This window comes from Bacillus sp. FJAT-27231 (assembly GCF_001183975.1).
Taxonomy (GTDB): domain Bacteria; phylum Bacillota; class Bacilli; order Bacillales; family Domibacillaceae; genus Pseudobacillus; species Pseudobacillus wudalianchiensis.
On the sequence record NZ_LFZU01000001.1, the window covers coordinates 3,492,077 to 3,515,248 of the forward strand.

19 protein-coding genes, 1 other RNA gene, 2 riboswitches and 1 other annotated feature are annotated in these 23,172 nt (G+C 42.3%); of the genes, 3 read left to right on the forward strand and 17 right to left on the reverse strand.

Annotated features, from left to right (window positions below; all coding sequences use genetic code 11):
- Positions 1-2: 2 nt before the first annotated feature.
- Positions 3-91: riboswitch (glycine riboswitch) on the reverse strand.
- A 3-nt stretch (positions 92-94) separates the two neighbouring features.
- A riboswitch (glycine riboswitch) is annotated at positions 95-196 on the reverse strand.
- A gap of 158 nt (positions 197-354) precedes the next feature.
- Positions 355-981 (reverse strand): nitroreductase family protein, encoded by a 627-nt coding sequence (locus AC623_RS16865; protein WP_049664700.1) that lies wholly within the window; start codon positions 979-981, stop codon positions 355-357.
- A 119-nt stretch (positions 982-1,100) separates the two neighbouring features.
- Here AC623_RS16865 and AC623_RS16870 point away from each other — a divergent pair, with 119 nt between their 5' ends.
- Positions 1,101-1,457 (forward strand): winged helix-turn-helix transcriptional regulator, encoded by a 357-nt coding sequence (locus tag AC623_RS16870; protein WP_049664702.1) that lies wholly within the window; start codon positions 1,101-1,103, stop codon positions 1,455-1,457.
- 194 nt (positions 1,458-1,651) lie between these two features.
- Positions 1,652-2,017, forward strand: a complete 366-nt coding sequence (locus tag AC623_RS16875; protein WP_231603539.1) for an LAGLIDADG family homing endonuclease — start codon at positions 1,652-1,654, stop codon at positions 2,015-2,017.
- 437 nt (positions 2,018-2,454) lie between these two features.
- On the opposite strand, the gene ssrA is transcribed toward AC623_RS16875, so the two are convergent.
- The 9 genes from ssrA to argS form a co-directional block, all read right to left on the reverse strand.
- Positions 2,455-2,797, reverse strand: a transfer-messenger RNA (tmRNA) gene (gene ssrA / locus AC623_RS21235).
- 101 nt (positions 2,798-2,898) lie between these two features.
- On the reverse strand, positions 2,899-3,366 hold the full coding sequence (smpB, locus tag AC623_RS16880; protein ID WP_049664704.1) for an SsrA-binding protein SmpB: 468 nt from the start codon (positions 3,364-3,366) through the stop codon (positions 2,899-2,901).
- 60 nt (positions 3,367-3,426) lie between these two features.
- Positions 3,427-5,772, reverse strand: coding sequence for a ribonuclease R (gene rnr, locus AC623_RS16885; RefSeq protein ID WP_049664707.1), 2,346 nt, complete (start codon positions 5,770-5,772; stop codon positions 3,427-3,429).
- A 21-nt stretch (positions 5,773-5,793) separates the two neighbouring features.
- Entirely contained in the window at positions 5,794-6,540 is a 747-nt protein-coding gene (locus AC623_RS16890; RefSeq protein ID WP_049664709.1) for an alpha/beta hydrolase, read from the reverse strand.
- A 270-nt stretch (positions 6,541-6,810) separates the two neighbouring features.
- The gene (locus AC623_RS16895) at positions 6,811-7,389 is read right to left on the reverse strand and encodes a TetR/AcrR family transcriptional regulator (protein WP_049664712.1); all 579 of its coding nucleotides are present in this window, start codon (positions 7,387-7,389) and stop codon (positions 6,811-6,813) included.
- Positions 7,390-7,522: 133 nt separating this feature from the next.
- Positions 7,523-9,160 (reverse strand): amidohydrolase, encoded by a 1,638-nt coding sequence (locus AC623_RS16900; protein ID WP_049664713.1) that lies wholly within the window; start codon positions 9,158-9,160, stop codon positions 7,523-7,525.
- Positions 9,161-9,201: 41 nt separating this feature from the next.
- On the reverse strand, positions 9,202-10,563 hold the full coding sequence (locus tag AC623_RS16905) for an APC family permease (protein WP_049664715.1): 1,362 nt from the start codon (positions 10,561-10,563) through the stop codon (positions 9,202-9,204).
- Positions 10,564-10,636: 73 nt separating this feature from the next.
- Complete coding sequence (speB, locus tag AC623_RS16910; RefSeq protein ID WP_049664717.1) at positions 10,637-11,593, reverse strand: agmatinase; 957 nt, start codon at positions 11,591-11,593, stop codon at positions 10,637-10,639.
- Positions 11,594-11,787: 194 nt separating this feature from the next.
- The gene (gene argS, locus AC623_RS16915) at positions 11,788-13,479 is read right to left on the reverse strand and encodes an arginine--tRNA ligase (protein WP_049664720.1); all 1,692 of its coding nucleotides are present in this window, start codon (positions 13,477-13,479) and stop codon (positions 11,788-11,790) included.
- A 48-nt stretch (positions 13,480-13,527) separates the two neighbouring features.
- Positions 13,528-13,745, reverse strand: a binding site (T-box leader).
- A 336-nt stretch (positions 13,746-14,081) separates the two neighbouring features.
- On the opposite strand from argS, the gene AC623_RS16920 reads away from it, so the two are divergent.
- Entirely contained in the window at positions 14,082-15,467 is a 1,386-nt protein-coding gene (locus AC623_RS16920) for an APC family permease (RefSeq protein ID WP_049664723.1), read from the forward strand.
- Between the two features lie 74 nt (positions 15,468-15,541).
- Here the strand turns inward: AC623_RS16920 and secG are convergent, their stop codons facing one another.
- The 7 genes from secG to AC623_RS16955 all read right to left on the reverse strand — a co-directional run bounded on the left by secG (position 15,542) and on the right by AC623_RS16955 (position 23,014).
- Positions 15,542-15,775 (reverse strand): preprotein translocase subunit SecG, encoded by a 234-nt coding sequence (gene secG / locus AC623_RS16925; RefSeq protein WP_049664725.1) that lies wholly within the window; start codon positions 15,773-15,775, stop codon positions 15,542-15,544.
- Positions 15,776-15,916: 141 nt separating this feature from the next.
- On the reverse strand, positions 15,917-17,212 hold the full coding sequence (eno, locus tag AC623_RS21820) for a phosphopyruvate hydratase (protein ID WP_049664727.1): 1,296 nt from the start codon (positions 17,210-17,212) through the stop codon (positions 15,917-15,919).
- 27 nt (positions 17,213-17,239) lie between these two features.
- A complete protein-coding gene (gene gpmI / locus AC623_RS21825) occupies positions 17,240-18,775 on the reverse strand; it encodes a 2,3-bisphosphoglycerate-independent phosphoglycerate mutase (RefSeq protein ID WP_049664729.1) in 1,536 nt (511 codons plus the stop codon).
- Positions 18,768-19,529: a triose-phosphate isomerase gene (gene tpiA, locus AC623_RS16940; protein WP_049664732.1), complete on the reverse strand. Its 762-nt coding sequence runs from the start codon at positions 19,527-19,529 to the stop codon at positions 18,768-18,770. The genes gpmI and tpiA overlap by 8 nt, the downstream gene beginning before the upstream one ends.
- Positions 19,530-19,560: 31 nt before the next feature.
- On the reverse strand, positions 19,561-20,745 hold the full coding sequence (locus AC623_RS16945; RefSeq protein ID WP_049664734.1) for a phosphoglycerate kinase: 1,185 nt from the start codon (positions 20,743-20,745) through the stop codon (positions 19,561-19,563).
- Positions 20,746-20,910: 165 nt separating this feature from the next.
- Positions 20,911-21,918, reverse strand: a complete 1,008-nt coding sequence (gene gap, locus AC623_RS16950; RefSeq protein ID WP_049664737.1) for a type I glyceraldehyde-3-phosphate dehydrogenase — start codon at positions 21,916-21,918, stop codon at positions 20,911-20,913.
- 64 nt (positions 21,919-21,982) lie between these two features.
- Positions 21,983-23,014 (reverse strand): sugar-binding transcriptional regulator, encoded by a 1,032-nt coding sequence (locus tag AC623_RS16955; RefSeq protein ID WP_049664738.1) that lies wholly within the window; start codon positions 23,012-23,014, stop codon positions 21,983-21,985.
- Positions 23,015-23,172 lie beyond the last annotated feature (158 nt).

Below are 23,172 nucleotides of genomic sequence, written 5' to 3' on the forward strand. Positions count from 1 at the left end.
TTCTCTGTCCTTTTACCTGAGAGTTTAACTCCATCCAGCGATCGGATTGAGTCTTCCCCTTTGGTGGCGTATTTAAACGCGCTCTCCAGAGGTGCGTCCCATTGTGGTTCTTCTACCTGAGAGATTAGTTCCAAGGGTCTTTTTTGGAACTTGCTCCTTCGGTGGCTCATTACTCGCACTCTCCCACAATCGTCATCCGCTATGTTTCGTTTAGAATATTAAAAATAGTTGTAATTGTCAACTGTTTTTTGATTAATTTGTTATTTTTTTATCGTTAATAAAATGAACAAAGGAGCATCCCGCAAAATCGCGGAATGCTCCTTCACTCCCCTATTGATAGAGGTATTTATTTAATTAGATAAAACGAACCATTTCTTCAAGCGGCAGCCGGGTCGTTTTATGAGCTGGCGCAGCGGCCTTGCCAAGAGCGATTAAAACAATTGGAATATATCTTTCTGGCACATCAAACCGCTCAGCAAATTTTTGCTTATCAAATCCACCCATCGTTACCGTATCGTAACCATTCGCTTTGGCAATCAGCATAAGCTGCATCGAGACGAGGCCTGTGTCAAATGAAGCAATATTAGCTCTTGCTTCAACAGGCGCATTAGGATAAGTATTATTCGTATTCTGAATTAGCTTGTTCATGCTCGCTTCGTCGATGAAACCTGCCTCATAGCTGCTGCGGTATACTTTTTCGACATTCTTGTACATCTCAATATCACCTAAAACGGCAATAACTGCTGAAGATGTCTCAACTTGCTCCTGATTATAAGCAATAGCCTTCAGTTCCTTCTTCGTTTCTTCATCATCAATGACGATAAAGCGCCACGGCTGAAGATTACTAGATGATGGAGCTAACATGGCTTCTTGCAGCATTTCCTCTATTTCCTGTCTCGGAATTTTATAATGTGGATCATATTTTCTAACAGAATGTCGATTGCGAATGACTTCTGATAAGCTTGGCATCGTTGTTATCATACTTTTCCCTCCCAATTAAACTTACTAATAGTAAGTTCAAAAATAAGCTTACTACTAGTAAGCTTGGGTTGTCAAATACTCTATGCTAAAATTAAGATAAAAACATTGAGGTTATCAGAATGAGCGAACAAAATGAATGGAATTGTCTTCAGAAGAAACATAAAGACAAAGCGACGATTTGCGATAACTTTCACCATACGATTGAATTCATTGGCAAGCGTTGGATGGGAATCATTATTTATACTTTGCTAAAGGGTGATAAAAGATATCACGAATTGCTAAATGAAATCTCTGGCATCTCTGACCGGCTCCTCACAGAACGGCTGCGGGAGCTAGAAAACGAAGGACTAGTCGTAAAGAAGACATTCGAATCCTCCCCAAGAAAAGTCATCTATTCCTTAACCCCAATCGGCAGAGAACTGGAAGATGTCATCACGGCTGTTATGCGCTGGGTTAGTAAGGCTTCTCGTATCTAAACCCTATACTTGGATCATTATCTAAATAAAAACTTAATTTTTATTATCCTTTCTTAGAAAAATAGACTCATAGAAATAACAATTCTATGTTTTGAAGCTTCTATACAAGTTGATGATCATCACAACTTGACGAGTTTTTTCTTTCATAAAGCTTCCATTTTTTCAGGAATAACAATAATTTAGGGGGAGAGGACATGAAAGATTGGGAAGCGGGCTATTTAGCAGGAATTATAGACGGGGAAGGCTCTATCACACTAACTAGAATGCATCAAAGAGAACATCGGCGTCCTTGCATTACCATTTCTTCGTCGGATAAAGAGCTTCTTCTATACATTCAAACACTGACCGGCGGAGCCATTAGTAACAAGAAGAATTATAAGCCTGGCCTTCACAAGGACTCTTATACATTGTCTATAAAGAACAAAGAGAGTGTGTTGATTATTTTAAAAGAAGTTTCCCCCTATCTCAGAATAGATAAAAAAGAAATCGAGCCAAATGGATATTGGAACACTACGACAGAGTCACTCCTCGAAATGGAAAGTATACAACAGCTATGCTAAAAGCAAAATTATTATTTGAGGAAGCCTTTTTTAACATATAAAAACTGTTAAAGACCTCCTTCTCGTTCACGAACACAAAAAGACTTGCCACGTTTGGCAAGTCTTTTAATTAACTAGATAATATCCACCAAATTATGTATGGTGGAGACGGTGGGACGTGCTTTTCCATGCTTTCGTCATGGCACTGACTATATCTTGAACCTGCGTAGTAAGACAGGTCCTTCGGCGTCTTATGCGAAAAATAGTTTTACCCAGATCTCTCAGGCAGCTTCCCGCATCCTAGTACTGCCCGCTAAGTGGCAGCCTATAAGTCGATACACGGCTGTTGGATTGCTCCACATACCGCTCGGCATTGCCTTATCATCATTCGATGACTTAGGTTTCACCGATAAAGCCGAATTTTCACTTGTATGTTACCATACAAGGCGACTATTTACTAATCGAACCCACGTCCAAAGATAACGGCACTTGAACGTCTACGAGCGTAGTCGATATATTACGGGTTTCGCTGTTCCTTTTGCCTATCGACGGGCGTCTGGACAGCTAGCCTGATTCATCTCTTCCTTTGTCCCCAGGCGGAGAACTACGGCGTAGCCCACTAAGAGTGAGTCCCTTACCCTACCACATGGGCGATGGAGGGAGGAACCGCTTCAAGCTGTTATTAGGCAGCTAAAGCGAGGTTGTTGTTTTGTTTGCCAGTTATTATTGGCTTTGACGTTTTTACGAGGACGATCCCCTCGGCTCGCAGCCCAAGCTCGAACTATCCCTGTCGAATCCGTAACGTCCCCATTATAAAAATAGGAATTGGACTCTATGTCCGAAGCTTAGCTACAGTTCTTATTATAACATAATCAGCAAAAAAAGCAACAGCTGTTCGCTTTTCACCCTTTTTGCCGTTCTCTAAATGCACGCTCCACGTCACGCTTCGCTTCTTTCTTCTTCAAATCTTCCCGCTTATCGAATTTTTTCTTCCCTTTAGCCAGACCAATTAACAGTTTCGCATAGCCGTCTTTTAAATACATTTTCAGCGGCACAATGGAATAGCCGGCTTCCTTCGTTTCCCCAATCAGCTTATCAATCTGCTTACGGTGCAGCAGCAGCTTTCTCGTTCTAAGCGGATCATGGTTATAACGGTTCCCTTGTTCATAAGGGCTGATATGCATGTTATATACGAATACTTCCCCTTTTTGTATGCGGGCAAACGCATCTTTCAAATTTACCCGTCCGGCGCGAATTGATTTAATTTCAGTTCCTTGCAGTACAATCCCCGCTTCAAATGTTTCTTCGATAAAAAAATCATGATGCGCCTTTTTGTTTTGCGCGACTACTTTTCCTTCTCCCTTTGGCATCCTTCTTCACCTTCCATTATTCAGTCCGACCCGGCAGCTAAAAGAGCCGCCGGGTACCTATTATCCTTTATTCCGGCGTCTTTTCTTCGCTTGCTTTTTCGGTACGCCTTCATAATACTTGCCGCGTTTTTTCTTTTTGTTCGGCGACTGATTCGTCCACTCACCGCCCGCTCCTTCTTCACTGTTTCCTTGCGGGCCGCTCGCTTTTTGACTTTTTGATTTTACATTAATCGTTTTAGTCTCCACAGCTGGACGCTTTCTTATATTTTTCATGCCAACGATTTCAAAGTCAATCGATTGTTCATCCTTATTGACATCTCTCACCCGAACAGTGATTTGGTCACCGATGCGGAACACATTGCCCGTTCGCTCACCAATCATAGCAAACTGGCGCTCATCATAACGGTAATAATCATCTGTCATATAAGAAACGTGAACTAAACCTTCAATTGTATTTTCCAGTTCAACGAACATACCGAAGTTTGTAACAGAACTGATGATGCCGTCAAATTCTTCCCCAATCTTATCCAGCATAAATTCTGCTTTTTTCAGTTCATCTGTGTCACGCTCTGCATCTACAGCCCGGCGTTCCATATTTGATGTGTGCTCAGCAATTTCCGGCAGGCGTGCCTCCCACTTTGCTTGTGTTGCTGGATCGACATGTCCTTCAATTAAATACGTACGGATCAAACGGTGCACAATTAAATCCGGATAGCGGCGAATTGGCGAAGTGAAATGAGTATAATAATCCGTTGATAATCCAAAGTGGCCTAAGCTCTCATCAAAGTATTTCGCCTGTTGCATAGAACGAAGCATAACTGTTGAGATGACTACCTCTTCCGGCTTCCCTTGAATCGCTTCCAGCACCTCTTGTAAAGCCCGTGGATGCACAGCGTTTGATGTACCTTTTACAACAAGCCCAAAATTCGTAATAAACTCAAAGAAACGCTGTAATTTATCTTCTTTTGGATCTTCATGGATTCGATAAATGAATGGAACGTCCATCCAATGAAAATGTTCAGCTACTGTTTCATTCGCTGCCAGCATGAATTCTTCAATTAACCGTTCGGCAACGGAGCGTTCACGCAGCACGACATCGATTGGTTTGCTGTCTTCATCGACAATGACTTTTGATTCTTTAAAATCAAAGTCAATAGCGCCACGTTTTTCCCGCTTTCTGCGTAAAATAGACGCCAGCTCTTCCATATTCTCAAACAACGGCACGAGCGATTCGTATTTAGCCCGCAGTTCTTCGTCTTTGTCAACGAGAATTTGATTCACATCGCTGTACGTCATTCGCTCTGTCGTCTTAATAACACTTTGAAAGATTTCATGTTTGACCACTTCCCCTGCTGGGTTAATCTCCATTTCACACGAGAGCGTCAATCGGTCCACTTTCGGATTCAATGAACAAATACCGTTGGAAAGACGATGCGGAATCATTGGAATGACGCGGTCAACTAAGTAGACACTTGTTCCCCGCTCATATGCTTCCTCATCAATAGGTGAACCTTCTGTCACATAATAGCTGACATCCGCAATGTGAACGCCAAGCTTATAATGGCCATTATCAAGCTTGGTCACGGTAACAGCATCATCTAAATCTTTTGCATCGGCCCCGTCAATCGTTACAATCGTTTGATCACGCAAATCCCGGCGGCCTTCTATATCCTTTTCACTAATTGTTTCCGGTACAGCATGTGCCTGCGCCATTACCTCCTCAGGAAATTCTTGCGGCAGACCATGCTTGTAAATGATCGAAATAATATCAACGCCCGGATCATTTTTATGACCAAGAATGTTGATGACTTCTCCTTCAGCACTCTTGCGGCCATCAGGATAAGAAGTAATTTTTACGACGACTTTATGGCCTTCAACAGCGCCGTGAGCAGCCTCCTTCGGGATAAAAATGTCGCTCGCAAACTTTTTGTCATCCGGAATAACAAATCCAAAATGCTTGCTGTCCGTGTATGTACCGACAATCTCTGTTTTTCCGCGTTCGAGAATGCGAACAACGGTCCCTTCCCGGCGTGATCCGCTCGTTTCCGATGTAATCCGCACAAGGGCAATGTCTCCATTTAAAGCCCCGTTCGTTTCATGGGGCGGAATAAAGACATCATCCATCCCCGGCTCTTCTGGTATTAAAAAGGCAAATCCTTTTGAATGGCCGGAAATCTTGCCGCGGATTAAGTTCATTTTCTCCGGCAGGCCATAACGATTGGCTCTCGTCCGAACGACTAGCCCCTTTTCTTCCATATAAACAAGGGCTTTTACAAAGTCCTTAAAATCAGCAGAATCTTCAATCTGCATCATTTCTTCCAGCTCTTTCACTGTGAGCGGCTTGTAAGACTCTTCTTTCATATACGTCAACAGCCGATCAACGAGTTCATTTTGCTGATCCATCATATTCCCTCCTCACATTTCATCTTAATCGTTCCAGTCCAGCCTTTCTAAAAAAGCATAAATATCTTCATGAAGCTGCTCTTTTTCTTTATCAATGGTAATGACATGGCCGGACTCTTCATACCATTTTATTTCCTTCATCGTTGATTCAATCTCATTGTAAATAATGTTAGCACTCTCTGGATTGATCATCTCGTCATGACGGGCTTGAACGACAAAAGCCGGCGCATAGATCATATCGATATTATTGCGCACATCAGATATGAGATTTTGCAGTGCTTTCAACGTATTCATCGGTGTTTTTTTAAATGCTTCTATTTCTTGTTCAATTACCTCTTCCGATTTTCCTTCAAACTTCTTAAATTGGCGAGCGTAATCGATCACACCTTGATACATTACTTCTTCACTTTTGATATACATCGGCGCACACATCGTCACAATTCCTTTGACAGGAACAGTATAGCCGAGCTTTAACGAAAATACCCCGCCGAGCGATAGGCCAGCTACCGCAATTTCAGTGTGTCCTAGACTTTTCAGGTGCTCGTAGCCGTCCATTACATCTTGCCACCAGTCTTGCGGGCCGGTATGGACCAGCTCCTCCGGCGGTACTCCATGGCCTTTATAATGCGGTGCATGTGATGTGTAGCCTTTTTTCTGTAAAAAACGCCCAAGCATTCGCACGTCGGAAGAGTTCCCCGTGAACCCATGAAGCAAAAGCACCGCCCGCTTCCCAGCTTCAAACGTAAATGGTTTCGGCAAACGTAATCTCATAATTCAAAAAACCCCTTTTCTCTAGTATGAACCGTTCCGCAGACATTCATTATCATTTTACGAAATAATGTCCTCAGAAACCAGCAAGAGAGCCCAATTCCTTTTAATAAAAAGATTTCGCCGCTCTAATAAAAGATAAGAGACTACCTGCACGATTTCACTGTAAAAAATTGAGCGGCCCTTTCCTTAATGAAATCATAGGAAAAGACCGCTGTTCGTTATACTTATCCTTCATAGCACGGTTCCAATTCATATTAAAGAGAAAGACTTTTAACTACTCACGCCTGCCCAAAAAATCTTCCATATATTTTGAAGTCTCGGAGCCATTTTTTCTGTTCCATAGAAAGACAATTCAATAAAGATTCCATCAAGCAAACAGTAATAAGCAATGATTAAATCTTCTATGTTCTCTTCACGTATTTCTTTCTTCTCTATTCCCCGTGTAAAAATCGAACGCAAAATAGCAGACAAAGCTTCCTCCGATAACAAAAACTCTTCATTGACAAGCTCTTTAAGTGACTCCGGCGGAAAGACTACAGCTCTTCTTAGAAAAGTGGTTTTTTCCTCGTCATCTATGTAATCTTGGGCTGTTAATAGCATAATTTGCTTCAATTGTTCTTCAGAAGAAGCGTCTTTTATACTCTCCATCAGCCGCCTTACATCCTCGATATGATTCCATAAAATCTTCTTATAAATCGTCAAAAATATTTCTTCTTTACTTTTATAATGGTTGTAGATAGACGGCTTTTGAATCCCGACTCCCTTTGCAATCTCCGCTAAGGTCGTTCCCTCATATCCATTTTTAGCAAATAACGCAATCGCTATAGCGATAATCTTATCTTTTGTCATTAGCAGCCTCCGAATCCTTTTCTTTCATTAAGAAAATGATAAACGATTCTCGCTGTTTAGTCTAAGTGTTTCCTTATAAACTTACACAAAAAGCCCTGTCCTTAGTCAATAGAACTAAAAACAGGACTCTTTGTTAACTGAAAGACGGCTGTTCTTGTTTAGAATAAATAATTTTTCCGTCACTTATCGTCATTTCCACTTTCGTATCAAGAATTTCCTCAACGGGCACATCAAAGATATTTCTATCCAACACCGCAATATCGGCTAATTTTCCGGCTTCGAGCGTTCCTAGCTCATGATCTCTAAATGTACCAAAGGCTGAACCATACGTATAGGCACGCAGAGCCTCAGATACAGTAATTCGCTCATCAGGATTCCATACATCTTTTCCGCCGCTGTCAATTCTGGAGACTGCCCGGTATATTTGCAGCATCGGATTTAAAGAATCAATTGGAAAGTCTGTCCCTAATGCAAGCTGTGCTCCTGATTTTTTCAGTGTATTAATAATAAAGACATCTTTTTCCCGTTCTTTGCCGATTCGTTCTGTATAAACTCCTCTCTCAGATAGAGCCATGTGATCCGGCTGCATAGAAGCAATCACTCCTAATGAAGCAAAGCGGGAAACATCGTCTCTATTCATCACTTCTATATGTTCAATCGCATGGCGGGAATCTCTTGCTCCATTAATTTTTTGAGCTTCTTCAAAGACATCCAAAGCTAAACGGATAGCTCCATCCCCGATAGCGTGAAAACGAATACTAAATTCCTCTTTATCGGCTGCAGCTACCCAATCTTTTAATTGGGCTGAAGAGAAAGCTGCATGTCCGCAAGTGTCCGGCTCGTCCGCATAAGGCTGAAGCATATAAGCTGTCCGGCTCGTCACGACACCGTCAATGAACTGCTTTAATCCAGCAACTCTTAATTTAGCTGATTGATATTTTTCCCGCAGTTGTTTGGCATAGTCAATATCGCCGTCAAGCTGCGGAAAAAGATGCATGCGCACCGTTAATTGGGCATTCTCTTCAAATTCCTGAAAAAGTTCAAAATCATCTAGCTTGCTTAATGTTTCTGTTCCATATAAATTATTGACAGATGTAACTCCGTAACTCGCTGCTTCTTTCAGAAAATTTCTAAATAAACTAGCTTTCTTACCTTTCGGGAGATCGTAAGCATACTCTGTTACCAATGAAGAAGCTTCCTCAATTAATATGCCTGTCGGTTCCCCGTTATCATCTTTTTCAATGGTCCCATAAGATGGATTTTTCGTATCCTTATCAATATTAGCAATCTCTAATGCTTTACTGTTTACCCATGAATAATGCCCTTCCGCATGAAACAACACAACCGGCCGGTCTGGGAATACACGGTCAAGAGAAAAGCGGCTCGGCAGCCCCTTATCCTCCCAATAGCTCGAATCCCACATAAAGCCAATAACCCAAGGTTCATCTGGATGCTGTTCTGCGTACTGCTGCACCATTTCGACCGCTTCTTGTTCTGAGCGTGCTTCAAAAAGATTTACACATTCCAATGCAAGACTGCCCATCATCGCATGCAAATGAAAATCATGAAAACCAGGCATAATTAATTTGTCTCCACAATCAAGAACTCTAGTTTCTTCTCCGATCAATGACTGGAGCTCTTCCTTGGAACCTGCTGCTGCAATTTTATTATTAACAATGGCGATCGCCTTTGGCTCCGGGTTGCTTTCAAGTCCTGTAAACACAGCATTGCTAATAAGAACAATATCTGCTTTCTTTTGCTTATTCACCATAACGTCTCCTCTTCTTTTTAAGTTATAACTCTAGCAATTACTTATTCGACCATTTTCATTTCATATTCTGTTTCCTCAAAATGCAATTCAGGCGGACGCTGCTTGAACATTTTGGTTAGATGCAGGAGATACCCGAACCCAATGAGCAGCCAAATACTCCCCAGAGTCATGGAATGAATGTCTAGTTTCGTCCAAAATAAAGCCGTTGTAGCAGCCCCCATTAACGGGATGAGCATGTATAACAATAGCCCTTTTATTGAACGTTGTTTTTTTCTGATAAAATAATGGACAAAAACCGAAAGATTCACGAATGTAAAAGCAAATAAGGCACCGAAGTTAATAAAGGAAGTAGCTGTCTCTATACTTAAAAACAGAGCGCTCATCGCGATAACAGCAATAATCAATATATTATAGACAGGTGTCTGGAACTTGGCTGAAAGATGGCCGAATATCTTGTTTGGAAGGATATTTTCCCTTCCCATTGCATATAAAATCCGCGATCCGCTGCCGCCGGATGCAACTGCTGAAGCAATAGCTGCTGTTACAGTTACAGAAAGAAAGAATGCGTTTAAAAAATTCCCTCCGGCATACATAAAAATCTCCACAGCAGCTGACTCAGGATCCTTAAATACATTAAAGTTTGGGAAGATGGACTGGGCAAAATAAGTAGAAGCGATGAACAACACTCCACCTATCAAGACAATCCCATAAATAGCCTTGGGCATTACTCTTTTTGGATCTTTCGTTTCTTCCGATAAAGTTGTTATGGCGTCAAACCCTAGAAAGCTAAAACATAACAGAGGGACAACCGCTAATAAATTTGAGAACTTAACATCCGGGTCAAAAAACGGAGCAGACGTGAACAGTTCTCCAGATCCTTTTCCTTCCAATAGTCCTTTAAAGCACAAAATACAGAAAACCACGATAAAGAGAATTTGAAAAAAGACAAGAAGCGCATTCACATTAGCCGCAATCTTAATCCCAAAAATATTGATAGCGGTTACAATTACGATGAAAGAAAGAATGCATACGCCGATAGGAATTGCCGGCAAGTAAGCATTCACAAAAATCCCAAAAAGCAAGGCACTGATCATAGGACTGAATAGGTAATCCAGCAAAATCACCCATCCCACAAGAAAACCAAGTGATGGACTAATCCCTTTTTGCACAAACGTATAAGCTGATCCTGTTATCGGAAACTCCTGAACCATCTTTCCGTAGCTATAAGCGGTAAACAGCATGACCATCAAAGCAATCATATAAGCAACTGGTATCATTCCGTGCGTGCTTTCAATGGCAATACCGTATGTTGTAAACACGGTGATTGGCGCCATAAAAGCAATGCCGAATAAAATTACGTGTCGTAAAGTGAGCGATCGTTTTAATGCTGGAGACCCATTCATGGTAAAGTCTTCCCCCCTATGAATACAATTTAAAGATCTATCTATTTTTCAAGCTCATTTCTGAACAGAACACTTATCCCAGAACATTTTCTTTCTCTTGATCTTTAATTTTTAACGCCGTCAAGCTGGCAAATTCATGGACAAGCGTTGCCGCCAACAAAGACGTAATCTGCGTCGGATCATAAGTAGGCAGCACCTCTACCAAATCAAACCCAATATAATTAAACCCTGTAAGGGAGCGAACCATTTTTAAGGTCTCAAGACTATTGAAACCGCCTACCTCCAATGTTCCAGTTCCAGGAGCACAGGAAGGATCAACAAAGTCAATATCAAATGTTAAAAAGCACGGTGTATCGCCAATAACTTCTTTCATTTGCTTCAGCACACTTTCAAATCCGCGTTCATAAAGCTCAGGAGTCGTGATCACCTGATACCCTAAATCATAACTCGCTTGCATATCGCCCGGGTGGTTTAATGTTCCCCGGATGCCAATTTGAAACACCTTATCCGGCTGCAGCAGGCCTTCTTCATGCGCCCGGATAAACGGCGAACCATGCCAATACTTCTCCTCATAGTATGTATCCCATGTATCTGTGTGGGAGTCAAAGTGGATCAACGCGACAGGTCCATGTATTTTAGCTGCAGCGCGAAGGTTAGCCAGCGTAACAGAATGGTCTCCTCCTAAACCAATAGGAATGATTCCTTGCTTCATCAAATCGACCATCGCGTTTTCGATTAATTCATAGCTGCGATGAATGTTATGAGGAATAACTGGCACATCTCCTATATCAATGGCGTTACACTCATCAAATGGGTATACCTGATGAATCGGATGATAAGGAAAAAGTGTCATGGAGGCCTGACGAATAGCTTGAGGTGCAAAGCGTGCCCCTACACGAAAAGAAGCGGCTGTATCAAAGGGCATGCCTACGATCGCCAGCTTTGCATTTTCTTTTGAGGAAGGCAAACGCATAAACGTGCCAGTCGTACAAAATTCAGGCTTTACATCGGGTGAAAGTGGATATTTCATTTTTATCAGCTCCTATTGTATGAAATGTTACTAACTACCGGTAGTTAGTTCCACTATAAAACCAGCTCACTAAAAAGTCAAACTATTTTAAACCTTTAAAATAAACTTGGATACGTAAACCTATGCTTCAAAGCGGAAAGCATATGGATTCGTTTTCCGCTTTGATTCTAACTCTTTTTTTACAGAATAATTTTTTACATTTCATCCGGCGCTTCAATTCCAAGCAAGGATAAGCCTTTCCTTAAAACTTGCGTGACGGCCGAAACGAAAGCAAGGCGGGATTCCTTCTGCTCATCCTCTTGGAGCACCTTTACCTCTGCATAATATTTGTTAAAAGCCTGTGCCAAATCAATAATATGTTTTGCAACTCGTGAAGGATCAAAGTCCGCTGCCGCTTTTTCAATCGTCTCCGGAAATGCCATCAGCAGACCGAGCACTTCCCACTCTTGTTCACCGGACAGTTGAATATGCATTTCTTTTTTACCATCCCAAGCGGCCTTCCGCAAAATAGAACAGGCTCTCGCATGCGTATATTGCACATATGGCCCGGTTTCTCCTTCGAACCGTAAAATATCCTCCAGTGAAAAATCAATGTCATTCATCCGGTAATTTTTCAAGTCATTAAAAACAATGGCTCCGACACCAACCTGTCTCGCGACTTCCTCTTTATTCGGCAGGTTAGGATTTTTCAGCTCGATATTCTCTTTGGCAAGCGCAATGGACTCCTGAAGCACTTCTTCAAGTAAAACAACCTGTCCTTTTCTTGTTGACATTTTCTTGCCGTCTTTACGCATCATCCCAAACGGAACATGAACCAGATCGTCTGCCCAGTCAAATCCTAGTTTTTTTAATACAGCTTTTAATTGTTTAAAATGCAGGCTTTGCTCCCCTCCTACGACATAAAGAGCCTTTTCAAAATTGTACGTTTCTTTACGGTAAAGAGCCGCCGCTAAATCTCTCGTTGCATACAAAGTAGCCCCGTCTGACTTTTTAATTAAGCAAGGAGGAAGATCTTCTTCTTCCAATGAAACGACTTGAGCCTGCTCTGACTCCGAAAGCAGTCCTCTACTCTCAAGCAAGTTAACAACACGGTCCATTTTGTCATTGTAAAATGCCTCTCCCGCATACGAATCGAAATCAATATTCAGCAGCTTGTAAATCCGAGAAAAGTCCTTTAAGGATTCCGCTCTAAACCACTTCCATAGCTTAGCTGCTTCCTCATCACCGTCTTCAAGCCGCTTAAACCATTCACGTCCTTCAGCTTCCAGGCGGACGTTCTTTTCTGCTTCTTCGTGAAATTTCACGTACAAAGCGAGCAATTCCTTAATTGGATTCGCTTTTACTTTCTCTTCATTTCCCCAGTGTTTATACGCTGTAATCAATTTGCCAAATTGAGTTCCCCAATCACCGAGATGGTTAATTTTCACGGGTTTATAGCCGCATTGAGCCAATAAAAGGGCGAGTGACTGGCCGATTACAGTTGAACGAAGATGCCCCATAGAGAACGGCTTGGCAATATTGGGAGAAGACATGTCAATCGCTACTGTCTTTCCCTTTCCGCTGTTTGAAGCGCCGAAATTTTGTTTTTTTTGTAAAATCTCTTCAAGCACTTGGGCGGTTACTTCTTGTTTATTCAAAAACACATTAAGATAGCCCCCGACTGCTTCCACTTTCTCAAAAAGCGGGGAATTTATTTTTTGGCTGACCTCTTGTGCAATCAATTGCGGGGACTTCCGCTCAGTTTTTGCCAATGAAAAGCACGGAAACGCCAGATCTCCACGTTCTAGATGCTTTGGCTTTTCAATGAATGGCTCCAAATGATCCATCGTCACCCTGCCCTCTAATGCCTCATACAGAACTTCTGCAAATTCTTTACTATACATCATCGTCGTTCTCTCCTTTTAATAAAAATAAAAAACCCCGTCTCCTCATTAAGAAGAGACGGGGTTTGTATCCCGCGGTACCACTCTCTTTGTTCCATAACAGAACCGGCTTGTTTTTAATAACGGGAAATCCCCGGCTTGCCCTATCATGATCTTTTCAGGCAGGCGTCTCAGAAGTGCGGTTCATCATTCGATCTCGATCAGGCTTCCACCATCCCTGATTCGCTGTGTCCCCTCATTATGATTACTCTCTTCGTCATCGACTTTTACGTGTATAAATTAGATTTTCATCATTTTCATCATTTTCAGCTCTTATTTTTTACACGATTGCAAGATCTATGCCAGAGTCTGAAGCCTGCTAAATGTACAAAAAATACTTAGCTATCCATTTTGTCTATTCATTTTATAATAATTTATGCACAATAGAATAAAAATCACCAGAAAACTTTTTCACAAAAAATTGGAAATAATTTATAATGTATATTTAAAAGCTTACGTTTTCTTTGATTACTTTGAATCCGTTTTCATGATTCTCTGCTAGTTGGCACGAAAATTGTAAGAATGTTTGGAGATTTCAAAATAAATTCGTAAAAGGGGGAGAAACCTTGAATGAAAACATTCGTCTTAAAAAGTCCTTAAAGTTGTGGCAAGTTGTTATGATCGGCTTGGCCTATATGGCTCCAATGGTCGTGTTCGACACATTTGGGATTGTTTCAGATATCACAGGCGGTCACGTGCCTGCCGCTTACTTTATCGCTTTGGCAGGGATGCTGTTCACAGCAGCCAGCTATGGAAAGCTTGTTAAAGTCTTTCCTTCAGCCGGTTCAGCCTATACGTATACTCAAAAAGCCATTAGTCCTCATCTCGGGTTTTTGGTCGGCTGGTCTTCATTGCTTGATTATTTATTTTTGCCAATGGTCAACGCTTTACTGACTAAACTTTATCTGAATGCTTTATTTCCAGCGGTACCTTCATGGATATGGGTAGTCGGTTTTGTCGGACTAGTCACGCTAATCAACCTGCGCGGCATTAATATCCTTGCTAATTTCAATACACTCTTTGTTCTCATACAAATTGCCATTATGGCCGTATTTGTGTTTCTTGTGATCAAGGGGCTTAACAGTGGTACAGGAACTGGACAGCTATTAACTTCTCAGCCTTTCTTTAACGACAGCATGGAAGTAGGGGCTCTTATTGCCGGAGCAACCATTCTCTGCTTTTCTTTTCTAGGGTTTGACGCAGTCACCACCCTTTCAGAAGAAACACCTGATGCAGCAAAAACGATTCCAAGAGCAATTTTCTTTACAGCGCTTTGGGGAGGCATTATTTTCATTTTTACTTCTTACTTTATTCAAGTATTTTTCCCGGACAACGCAAGATTTAACGATCCAGAAGCGGCTCTTCCTGAAATCGCTTTATACGTCGGAGGCGCTTTATTTCAATCAATTTTTCTTGGCATTACGTTCGTCAATACACTCGCCTCTGGACTCGCCTCTACAGCGAGCGTGTCACGGCTTTTGTATGTTATGGGAAGAGATAATGTTTTTCCGAAAAAATGGTTCGGTTATCTTCATCCAACATGGCGCACGCCGATGTTCAATATTATGATTGCAGCAATCGTTTCTTTGTCAGCGATCTTTCTTGATCTTGTTACGGCCACCTCACTGATTAATTTTGGCGCCTTAATCGCCTTCACATTCGTTAACTTATCTGTTATTAGCTACTTTGTTATTCATAAGAAACAACATAAAACGGTCAAAGGGTTTATTAACTATTTGGTCATGCCGCTCATCGGAGCAGCGATTGTTGGTGTGCTGTGGGTAAACTTGGATATTCATTCTCTAACATTAGGGATCGTCTGGGCCCTCATCGGCTTTTCCTACTTGTTGTATATAACTAAAGGGTTCCGGCAACAACCGCCTCAGTTTGCTGATGAACAAACTGAGATTGCAGCAGAGGTCATTGCTCCAAAAGCGGGAAATGATAAATAAAATCGTATGTTAAAATAAAAAAGGGCTGTCCTAAAAAACGGTAAAAACCGATTTCAGGGACAGCTCTCTTTGCATTATAGACCAAAATAAGATACGGCAATAGTTAGAACGAAAAATAAAACAGCTAATACAACCGTCACACGGTGTAATACTAAATCGATTCCGCGAGCTTTCTGTTTACCAAAAAGCTGTTCTGCTCCACCGGAAATGGCTCCGGACAATCCGGCGCTTTTTCCTGACTGCAGCAGCACCACAATAATTAACGCAATAGATACAATCACAAGAAGAGTCAATAACAAAGTGTGCATCGTTCTACCTCCATAAACGAACATACGAATAACCTAACTCTAACATAAAATAACTAAAAAGTGAACAAATTAGCAAAAGGAATTCAAGAAGGGGTCAGTCCCTCACCGCTTTAAAGTGGTGGGATACTGACCCCTTTACTCTTATTTCTTTAAGTTATAGAATGTTTTGCTGCCAAGATATTGGGCAAGCGCACCAAGCTGGTCTTCGATACGAAGAAGTTGGTTGTATTTAGCGACGCGGTCTGTTCTAGATGGCGCGCCTGTTTTAATTTGTCCTGCATTTGTTGCAACGGCAATATCAGCGATTGTTGCGTCTTCTGTTTCACCAGAGCGGTGAGAAATCACAGCTGTGTAACCAGCGCGTTTCGCCATTTCGATTGCGTCAAATGTTTCCGTTAATGTACCAATTTGGTTCACTTTAATAAGGATGGCATTGCCAACACCTTGCTCGATTCCTTGAGAAAGTTTTGCTGTGTTCGTTACGAACAAGTCATCACCAACAAGCTGCACTTTGCTGCCGATGCGTTCAGTCAGCATTTTGTGGCCTTCCCAGTCATTTTCATCTAATCCATCTTCAATTGAAATGATTGGATATTTAGAAACCATTTCTTCATACCAATCAACCATTTCTGCAGAAGTTTTTACGACACCTTCTCCGCTCAAATGGTACTTGCCGTCTTCTTTGTTATAAAACTCAGAAGAAGCAGCATCCATCGCTAGTTTCACTTGTTCACCAGGTGTGTAGCCCGCTTTTTCAATCGCTTCAATGATTGTTTGCAGAGCTTCTTCGTTTGACTTGAGGTTCGGAGCAAACCCGCCTTCGTCACCTACTGCTGTATTTAAGCCTTTTTCTTTTAGAACGGCTTTTAAGCTATGGAAGATTTCTGCTCCCATGCGCAAAGCTTCTCTGAAGCTTTCCGCACCTACTGGCATAACCATAAATTCTTGAATATCAACGTTGTTATCAGCGTGCTCACCGCCATTTAAGATGTTCATCATCGGTACTGGCAATTGTTTTGCATTTACACCGCCAAGATATTCATATAAATGAACGCCAAGGAAATCAGCAGCAGCATGCGCAACAGCCATAGATACACCAAGAATAGCGTTGGCACCGAGTTTGCCTTTGTTATCTGTTCCGTCTAATTCAATCATGGCACGGTCAATGCCGATTTGATCTAGTACTTCAAAGCTGCCGACAAGTTCTGGTGCAATGACTTCATTTACATTTTCAACCGCTTTTAATACACCTTTGCCAAGGTAACGGCTTTTGTCACCATCACGTAATTCAACGGCTTCATATTCTCCAGTAGAAGCACCAGACGGCACGAGCGCTCTTCCGAAAGCGCCGGATTGTGTGTAAACTTCTACCTCCACTGTTGGATTTCCACGAGAATCTAATACTTCGCGTGCATAGATATCAGTAATAATTGGCATAAAAATTCTCTCCTTTTGATAAAACCCTTATTTTTTTATTAAAGATGTTCCAGTCATTTCTGCTGGCTTCTCTATTTTTAGCAGATCAAGCATCGTTGGCGCTAAGTCACCAAGAATACCGCCTTCGCGCAGTTCAACCTCTTTCTTTGTGACAATAACCGGCACCGGATTCGTCGTATGAGCTGTCATCGGCTCTCCTTCTAACGTAACGACTTCATCAGCATTTCCGTGGTCTGCAGTAATAATCGCCGCTCCGCCTTTAGAAAGGATTAGATCTACAATGCGGCCCAAACACTCATCGACTGTTTCCACCGCTTTAATCGTTGGCTGTAACAGCCCCGAGTGCCCCACCATGTCCGGGTTGGCAAAGTTTAAAATAATTGCATCCTGACGGTCATTTTGAATTTCATCTAACAAGGCTTCCGTTACTTCATAAGCGCTCATTTCCGGCTGTAAATCGTAAGTCGCGACTTTCGGAGAATTAATTAAAATCCGTTTCTCTCCAGAAAACTCTTTTTCTCTGCCGCCGCTCATAAAGAAAGTAACGTGGGGATATTTCTCCGTTTCGGCAATACGCAGCTGATTTAAATCATGCGCAGACAATACTTCCCCAATGGTATTCGTTAAATCTACACTATCAAAAGCAATATCGCCTTTAACGGTTACACTATAAGGGGTCATGCAGACGAAATAAAGGTTTTTCGGCAGCAGTTCACCACGGTCGAACCCTTCAAATTCTTCATTTGTAAACACATTCGAGAGTTGAATCGCCCGGTCAGGACGGAAATTGAAAAAGATGACGGCGTCGTTATCTTGCACTTTTGCCACCGGCTGATTTGCTTCATTCGTTATGACAGCCGGAACGACAAATTCATCATAAATGCCGTTTGCATAGGACTCCTCCACCACTTCTAGCGGGTCTTTAAAGAACGGCGCTTCGTTGTATACCATTGCACGGTATGTTTTTTCTACCCGATCCCAGCGCTTGTCACGGTCCATCGCATAATAGCGGCCAGAAATAGTAGCAAATTGGCCAACACCGTATTCCTTCATTTTTTCGAGCGCTTCTTCAATATAGCCTTTTGCTGTTTGCGGACCGACGTCACGGCCATCTAAGAAGGCATGAACATATACCTTCTCCAGCCCCTCTTGTGCTGCGAGCTTCAATAAAGCAAACAAATGCTCAATATGGCTATGAACCCCGCCATCGGACAGCAAGCCAAACAAGTGAAGAGCGGATCCATTCTGCTTCGCATGGTGAATCGCTTTTAAAAAGGCCTCATTTTTGAAAAACTCTTTTTCACGAATCGAAATGTTAATACGGGTTAAGTTCTGATAAACAATGCGGCCGGCACCAATGTTTAAATGCCCTACCTCAGAGTTTCCCATTTGACCCTCTGGCAGACCTACTGCTTCACCGCTCGCTGTTAACGTCGAGTGGGGAAACTGCTCCCAATAGCGGTCAAAGTTTGGCTTTTTTGCCTGGGCTACTGCATTTCCTTTCGTTTCACCCCGGCAGGCAAAGCCATCCAAAATAATCAATGCAACAGGTGATTTAGCCATGATTAACGGCCTCCAATAACTGAAGGAATGAAGCTGGTTCCAAGCTGGCTCCTCCTACAAGCGCTCCGTCAATATCAAATTGAGCAATAAATTCACTAATATTATTTGGCTTGACGCTGCCCCCGTACTGGATACGCAGGCTGTCTGCTGCTTCTTGTGAGAATTGCTTTGCTACTGTTTGACGAATGTGAGCACACACTTCATTCGCGTCTTCTGCTGTCGAAGATTTCCCTGTTCCGATAGCCCAAATTGGTTCATAGGCAATGACCGTTTCCCCTGCTTGTTCTGCCGTAAGACCGGCCAACGCTTTTTCAACCTGGCTTGCAACAAAACGGTTCGTGTCGCCATTTTCACGTTGTTCAAGCGTTTCGCCACAGCACACGATTGGCGTCATTCCAGCTTTAAAAGCAGCCAGTACTTTTTTATTTACCGTTTCATCTGTTTCATTGAACATGTCACGACGCTCGGAGTGGCCAATGATGACATACTTGACGCCAAGATCCGCCAGAGCTTTCGGGCTGATTTCTCCGGTAAACGCCCCGCTTTCTTCAAAATGCATCGTCTGCGCTCCAATATGAACGTCAGAATCCTGCACCGTCTGTACAAGCTCTTGTAAAAACAAAGCAGGAGCACAAATAACACTATCCACGATGAGAGCATCTGGCACACGATTTTTTACTTCTAGAGCAAAGCTTTTTGCTTCCTCTGCTGTTTTGTGCATTTTCCAGTTGCCTGCAATAATCGGTTTGCGCATAAAGCTTCATCCTTTCTATTTTTCATGGATTTTACTTATCATCTAAGGCGACAATGCCCGGAAGCTGCTTCCCTTCCATAAATTCAAGCGAAGCACCGCCGCCTGTTGAGATATGGCTCATCTTATCAGCCAGATTGAACTTTTCAACTGCTGCTGCAGAATCTCCACCGCCAATGACTGAATATGTATCTTCCGCTTCAGCAAGAGCTTCGGCGACTGCCTTCGTTCCTTCAGCGAACTTGTCCATTTCGAACACACCCATCGGTCCATTCCAGATCACAAGCTTAGATGAGTTGATAGCTGCTTGATAGAGACTGCTCGTTTTTGGACCAATATCGAGTGCCATCCAATCAGCCGGAATGTCTTCGATGTCGACGATCTTCGCTTCGGCATCCTCAGAAAACTTATCGGCAACGACAGCATCGATCGGCATGAGAAATGCAACACCTTTGTCTTCTGCTTTCTTCATAAATTGCTTGGCCAATTCAATTTTATCTTCTTCGAGCAGCGACTTTCCGATTTCATAGCCTTTTGCTTTAATGAACGTGAAAGCAAGCCCGCCGCCGATAATTAAATTGTCCACTTTATCAAGCAAGTGATCAATGACATCAATTTTATCTTTTACTTTAGCGCCGCCAATAATAGCTGTAAATGGACGCTCTGGATTCGACAGGGCTTTTCCAAGCACATCTAACTCTTTTTCCATCAAAAAGCCGGCTGCCGATGGCAAATGATGAGCAATCCCTTCTGTAGAGGCATGAGCACGATGAGCAGCGCCAAACGCATCATTGACATAAAGGTCAGCAAGCGCAGCAAATTGTTTTGCTAGTTCTTCGTCGTTTTTTTCTTCTCCTGGATAGAAACGAACATTTTCAAGCAGCAGCACATCGCCGTCTTTCATTTCAGCTATTTCCTTTTGAACGGCTTCACCGAAAGCTTCATCCGCTTTTTTCACTTCTTTGCCGAAAAGCTGGGATAAGTGGGCTGCCACAGGTGTTAAGCGCAATTCCTCTTTTACCTCACCTTTCGGACGGCCAAGATGACTTGCTAAAATGACTTTTGCGCCTTGATCAGACAAATATTGAATGGTTGGAAGCGCTGCCCGGATACGTGTATCGTCTGTTACGACACCATCCTTCATCGGTACGTTAAAGTCCACACGGCAAAATACGCGCTTGCCCTTCACATCCAAATCTTTCATCGTCTTTTTGTTCATCTAAAAAGGTCCTCCCTCTTCAATAGAAAAGTAAAATAAAAAGGAGGGGGATCTTTTCCCCGCTCCCCTTTCATCCCATTTACATTATAGATGTTGGGTTACCATTTTCCAATAAAGATATCGAAAAATATAACACATTTTATTATTAGTATCACACTATTTGAATTATAAACCCTTTTGCGCAATATAATCGACGAGGTCGACAACCCGGTTAGAATAACCTGTTTCATTGTCGTACCAAGACAACACCTTCACCATGTTATCTTCCAATACCATTGTAGATAAGGCATCAATCGTAGAAGACGCTGGATTTCCGTTGTAATCACGTGAAACGAGCGGCTCTTCACTATAAGCAAGAATACCTTTTAATTCGCCTTCTGCTGCTGCTTTTAACACATCGTTCACTTCTTCTGCTGTTGTGTTCGTATTCAACTCAGCTACTAAATCAACAACAGATACGTTAGGAGTCGGTACACGCATCGCCATTCCGTTTAATTTGCCTTTTAACTCCGGCAAAACAAGTGAAACAGCTTTTGCGGCTCCTGTCGTTGTTGGAATAATGCTTTCTGCTGCAGCCCGCGCACGACGGTAATCCTTATGAGGCAAATCTAGAATTTGCTGATCATTTGTATAGGAGTGAACGGTCGTCATCATACCGCGCACAATGCCGAATTTATCGTTCAAGACTTTAGCAAATGGAGCTAGACAGTTCGTTGTACAAGAAGCATTGGAAATTACATGATGGTTGGCCGGATCGTATTGATCTTGGTTTACACCCATCACAATGGTGATATCTTCATTTTTGGCTGGCGCTGAAATTACCACTTTTTTCGCACCCGCTTCTAAATGTTTCGCCGCATCTTCGCGCTTTGTGAAACGGCCAGTTGATTCGATGACGACTTCTACGCCAAGTTCTCCCCAAGGAAGAAGGGCTGGATCACGTTCAGCCGTTACTTTTACCCGTTTGTCACCAACGAGGATATATTCTCCTTCGACACTGATCTCCTCTTCCAATGTGCCATGTACGGAATCATATTTTAAAAGATGAGCCAGCATCTCCGCATCCGTTAAATCATTGACCGCTACAATGTCTATGTTAGGATTTTTCATTGCTGCCCGAAAGACAACGCGTCCGATTCGTCCAAATCCATTAATACCAACTTTTACTGTCATGTAAATCGCTCCTTCTTGAAATTTTAAAGTTTTTATAGTTAGCAGCTTTTAAACAATTGTCCAGCTAGCAGGACTCACTCAACAACTGTTCGGCCGCTGCTTCATCCGTAATGAGTACTGTCATTTTTGGGGCTCCCCGCAAATAAGAGCGGATCGCTTTTCCCTTCGATGCTCCACCAGCGACTGCGATGACGTCATGAGCTGACACAAGATCATCGAGCTGTAAGCCGATCGTCGACACACGATGGACAATCTGCCCTGCTTCATTAAAATAATAGCCGAACGCCTCTGCCGTCGCCTTTCCATCTTTAATTTTCTGGAATTCCTCTTCAGGCGTATTGCGGCGTTGTGCCATTGCAATCGCCTCTCCTACACCATGAAGGACAAGGGTAGAGGATTTAATCAGCTGAAGCACCTCATTAATCGTCGGTTCTTTCAAAATGGATTCGTGGGTTTCACGGCTAATCTGATCAGGCGCATACAGCAATCGATGTTTGCCGCCAGTATTCGCCGCCATTTTTGCTACAATGGAATTTGCCTGGTTTAATAGATCTTCACCGAGCCCTCCTCTTGCTGGTACAAATACAACTTCTTTTCCATCAGCAAAATCCTTTGTCATCGCCTCTGCTGCTTCGAGCGTCGTTGTTCCTCCTGTTACTGCGATGATATTCTTTGCCAATAGACGCTGTTTTATACTATTTGCACAAGCTTTGCCAAGTTCTTTCTTTACCCAGGAAGACTGATCACTGTCCCCATGAACGATGGTAACCTCATCCAAACCAAATTGCTCTTTCAGCCGCTCTTCCATCGTATGTATACCCTTTATCATGCCCATCAACTCTTGCAATTCTTCAAGAACCGAGATCCCTTCTTCTGTCAAAATCATGCCAGTGGTCTTGTAGTCGATTAAGCGTTGCTTTTTTAAGAACTCCACTTCTGACCTAAGAGTTCTCTCTGTGAATCCAAGCGACTGAGCTAAAATTCTCCTGCCAATTGGTTGAGATAAGCGAATCGACTGCAAAATTTCATATCTTTTTTGTAAGACATCAAGCAAATCCGGTACGATTTTCTTTTGGATATCAATCAGTGTTTGCATCTAAAATCCCTCTTTTATAAAGGGTCGTTTTTTGTCCCTATTTTAAAAATCGTGTCCCACTTAATCTAAAAAAAATAAATCCCTGTTATAAAAATCATTTTAACAGGGAGAATAATGAAAAGCAATCGATATGAATTTTTCCTAATGGAGTACTTCGA

Excerpts from the sequence above, each read along its gene's own strand:
- AC623_RS16865 (WP_049664700.1), bottom strand. The coding sequence starts at position 981 with ATGATAACAACGATGCCAAGCTTATCAGAAGTCATTCGCAATCGACAT.
- AC623_RS16870 (WP_049664702.1), top strand. The coding sequence starts at position 1,101 with ATGAGCGAACAAAATGAATGGAATTGTCTTCAGAAGAAACATAAAGAC.
- AC623_RS16875 (WP_231603539.1), top strand. The coding sequence starts at position 1,652 with ATGAAAGATTGGGAAGCGGGCTATTTAGCAGGAATTATAGACGGGGAA.
- smpB (WP_049664704.1), bottom strand. The coding sequence starts at position 3,366 with ATGCCAAAGGGAGAAGGAAAAGTAGTCGCGCAAAACAAAAAGGCGCAT.
- rnr (WP_049664707.1), bottom strand. The coding sequence starts at position 5,772 with ATGATGGATCAGCAAAATGAACTCGTTGATCGGCTGTTGACGTATATG.
- AC623_RS16890 (WP_049664709.1), bottom strand. The coding sequence starts at position 6,540 with ATGAGATTACGTTTGCCGAAACCATTTACGTTTGAAGCTGGGAAGCGG.
- AC623_RS16895 (WP_049664712.1), bottom strand. The coding sequence starts at position 7,389 with ATGACAAAAGATAAGATTATCGCTATAGCGATTGCGTTATTTGCTAAA.
- AC623_RS16900 (WP_049664713.1), bottom strand. The coding sequence starts at position 9,160 with ATGGTGAATAAGCAAAAGAAAGCAGATATTGTTCTTATTAGCAATGCT.
- AC623_RS16905 (WP_049664715.1), bottom strand. The coding sequence starts at position 10,563 with ATGAATGGGTCTCCAGCATTAAAACGATCGCTCACTTTACGACACGTA.
- speB (WP_049664717.1), bottom strand. The coding sequence starts at position 11,593 with ATGAAATATCCACTTTCACCCGATGTAAAGCCTGAATTTTGTACGACT.
- argS (WP_049664720.1), bottom strand. The coding sequence starts at position 13,479 with ATGATGTATAGTAAAGAATTTGCAGAAGTTCTGTATGAGGCATTAGAG.
- secG (WP_049664725.1), bottom strand. The coding sequence starts at position 15,775 with ATGCACACTTTGTTATTGACTCTTCTTGTGATTGTATCTATTGCGTTA.
- eno (WP_049664727.1), bottom strand. The coding sequence starts at position 17,212 with ATGCCAATTATTACTGATATCTATGCACGCGAAGTATTAGATTCTCGT.
- gpmI (WP_049664729.1), bottom strand. The coding sequence starts at position 18,775 with ATGGCTAAATCACCTGTTGCATTGATTATTTTGGATGGCTTTGCCTGC.
- tpiA (WP_049664732.1), bottom strand. The coding sequence starts at position 19,529 with ATGCGCAAACCGATTATTGCAGGCAACTGGAAAATGCACAAAACAGCA.
- AC623_RS16945 (WP_049664734.1), bottom strand. The coding sequence starts at position 20,745 with ATGAACAAAAAGACGATGAAAGATTTGGATGTGAAGGGCAAGCGCGTA.
- gap (WP_049664737.1), bottom strand. The coding sequence starts at position 21,918 with ATGACAGTAAAAGTTGGTATTAATGGATTTGGACGAATCGGACGCGTT.
- AC623_RS16955 (WP_049664738.1), bottom strand. The coding sequence starts at position 23,014 with ATGCAAACACTGATTGATATCCAAAAGAAAATCGTACCGGATTTGCTT.